The 2,708-nt window shown below is 66.0% G+C and carries 3 protein-coding genes; 2 read left to right on the top strand and 1 reads right to left on the bottom strand.

All coding sequences use genetic code 11. The annotated features are described in order from the left end of the window. A partial coding sequence (locus ACT4OC_RS32280; RefSeq protein WP_444843121.1) for an ABC transporter permease subunit occupies positions 1 to 386 on the top strand: 386 nt, incomplete at its 5' end. Next, positions 383 to 1,348: a branched-chain amino acid ABC transporter permease gene (locus ACT4OC_RS32275; RefSeq protein WP_444843120.1), complete on the top strand. Its 966-nt coding sequence runs from the start codon at positions 383 to 385 to the stop codon at positions 1,346 to 1,348. The genes ACT4OC_RS32280 and ACT4OC_RS32275, both read left to right, overlap by 4 nt. Before the next feature lie 192 nt (positions 1,349 to 1,540). Here the strand turns inward: ACT4OC_RS32275 and ACT4OC_RS32270 are convergent, their stop codons facing one another. Continuing rightward, positions 1,541 to 2,398, bottom strand: a complete 858-nt coding sequence (locus ACT4OC_RS32270) for a VOC family protein (RefSeq protein ID WP_444843119.1) — start codon at positions 2,396 to 2,398, stop codon at positions 1,541 to 1,543. Positions 2,399 to 2,708: the final 310 nt, after the last annotated feature.

Below are 2,708 nucleotides of genomic sequence, written 5' to 3'. Positions count from 1 at the left end.
CCCGCACCTATACCGGGACGGCGATCCGCGCCATCTCGCAGGACCGCCAGATCATGTCGCTGATGGGCGTGGATACCAAGCGCATCTATCTCATCACCTCGGCGCTCGGCGGCGCGCTCGCCGGCCTCGCCGCTTGCCTGCTGGTGCTGCAATATGACGTGCATCCCGTTGTCGGGCTGTCGTTCGGGCCGAGCCCCTTCCTGATCTGCGTGCTCGGCGGCCTCGGCAATTTCGTAGGCGGCTTCATCGCTGCGTTCGTGTTCGCCGAGATCATCTCGCTGGGCGGCCTGTTCTCCGATCTCGAGTGGGGCTATGTGCTGGCCTTCGCCTTCTTCATCGTCATGATGTTCATCCGGCCCGCGGGCCTTATGGCGAGGCGCTCGTGAATTCCCGCTATGCCGCCTGGGCGACAGGCCTCGCCGCGCTGATCGCGCTGCCCTTCGTGTACCGCGAACCCTATCACCTGCACCTGCTGGTGCTGATCCTGATCTGGTCGTTTGCCTACACCTCGTGGTCGATCATGGGCCGCTTCGGCCTGGTCTCGCTCGGCCATGGCGGCTTCATGGGGGTGGGCGCCTACGTCACGGCGCTGCTCTGGAATCACCTCGGCGTCTCGCCGTGGATCGGCATTCCCGTCAGCATGGTGGCGGCCGGCGTCCTCGCGCTCATCGTCGCCTATCCCTGCTTCCGCTTCCGCATCACCGGGCATTATTTCGTGCTGGTGACGCTGGCGCTGTCCGGCATCGTGCTGCAGGTCATCACCGCAACGCGCGACTATACCGGCGGCTCGCTCGGCTACACGCCGAACCGCGCCCCCAGCGGCAAGGGGTTTTGGGCGCTGCAGTTCGACGACAAGACGACATGGTATCTGATCGCGCTCGGCGTCTGGGTCGTCGGCCTGGTCATCTGGCGCGCGATCGACCGCAGCATGACCCGCTACGCCATGGAGGCGATCTCCGAGGACGAGGACGCCGCTGCCGCGGCCGGCGTCAACGTCACCGCCGAGAAGCTGAAGGTCACGCTGATCTCCGCGCTGATGACGGCGCTGGCGGGCGCGCTCTACTGCCAGTACCAGATGTTCATCTCGCCGGACACCGTGAGCGGCATCGCGGTGTCCCTGCAGATGGTGTTCGCCGTCATCGTCGGCGGACTCTACGTCACGCTCGGCCCGACCGTCGGCGCCGTCATCACCATCCTGCTCGCGGAAACCTTGCGCATCGGCTTCGGCACCAAGGCGGTCGGCTGGGACAACCTGGTCTACGGCGTGCTCTTGGTGCTGTTCATCATCTTCCTGCCCAAGGGCATCCTGGGCAGCATCGCCGAGCGGCTGAAGTGGAAGAGGGCGTAGCGCTTCTTCTCCCTCGCCCCGCTCTCTTGTCCGCCGAAGCCCGCCTTCGGGCGAAGGCGGATGCGGGGAGAGGGCCGGGGTGAGGGGTGTCTCCGCGAGTTCGGTGTCGATGGTGAGACCTGTACCCCCTCACCCGGATCGCATCTGCGATGCGATCCGACCTCTCCCCGCAAGGGGCGAGGTGAAGGAAATTCAGCCCGCCACGAACGCCAGCAGCACGCCGTTCGCCGCGGCCGGCGGCACCACGACAGCACTGCCGCTCGTCAATGCCTTTGCACCGATCGCGCCTTTCGCGGCGGCAAGGTCGCTGACCACGAGCTCGAGCCCTGCGCCGGCGCGCGCAGGCAGGGCGCCGACGTCGACGCCGGGATAGCGCTTGCCCAACGCATCGCGGCTGAGGAATACGAAATCCGCCCGGCCGGATCCCGTCGGCACCACGGCCGATCCGTCGGCGTCGCCGCGTACCTCGCCCGCAATCATCGTCGCCAGATGTCTCGCATCCGCTTCCACGTCAGGCGTCACGATGAAGACCCGCGCGATGCGATGAGCCGTGTTGGCATGGTTCTGCAGTACGGGTATCCACACCGTCTCGCGCGTCTTGTGCTGGCAGGCGAACAGCCGCACGCCGCCGGGCGCTTCCGCAACGGGCCACTGGAAGGTCGCGAACTTCGCGGCGCTCTTGCTGCCGTCCGGCATCATGACCGGCCGCTCGAAATCGGTCGGGCCGATCGCCGCATAGCCCATGGTGCGCAGCTCCGCCGCGCCCGCCGCCGCGCTCAGCGTCGTGAACGCGATGCGCTCGATGCCGCCGCCGGTCGCCTCCAGATAAACCCGCGTCGGCGCGTTGTGCTCGGTGGCGTTGAGCACGCCGAGCAGCTCCATGTAGTCCTCGGCCAGCATGATGGTGTAATTGCCGGTCCCCATATGCGCGCTGTGGGTGCCGCGCGGCGAGAGGGTGAAGCCGAGCTGCTTCCAGTTGGCGGCGGCCTCGTCGAGGTCTTTCACCGCGACGACGGCGTGGTCGATACCGGCGATGCTCTTGATGGTCACGCTTGCACGCTTGTCCTTGTCATTAGGCAGACCGTAGGATGGGTTGAGCTCTTGCGAAACCCATCCTGCCTGCCGCCCAATTCGATGGGTTTCGCAAAGAGCTCAACCCATCCTTGTATCAGCACGACCTGCTAAGGTGTGAGGGTTCCGCAAGGAATGGCCCGGCCTGGGTGGCCACCCGGTCCGGGCCGCTGACCGTTGGATCGTAACCCATCGAAGCATCGTGAGCTGATCTTCGTAGCAGGATCACGGTCGGCATCTTCATGAGGCCCGCATTGTTGAATGAGCATCAGGCTCGCATTCAAGGGAG

The sequence above is a fragment of the Bradyrhizobium sp. genome (assembly GCF_052389815.1).
Classification (GTDB): domain Bacteria; phylum Pseudomonadota; class Alphaproteobacteria; order Rhizobiales; family Xanthobacteraceae; genus Bradyrhizobium.
The sequence above is the reverse complement of the archived record's forward strand: the minus strand, read 5'-3'. Positions and strand labels throughout refer to the sequence as shown.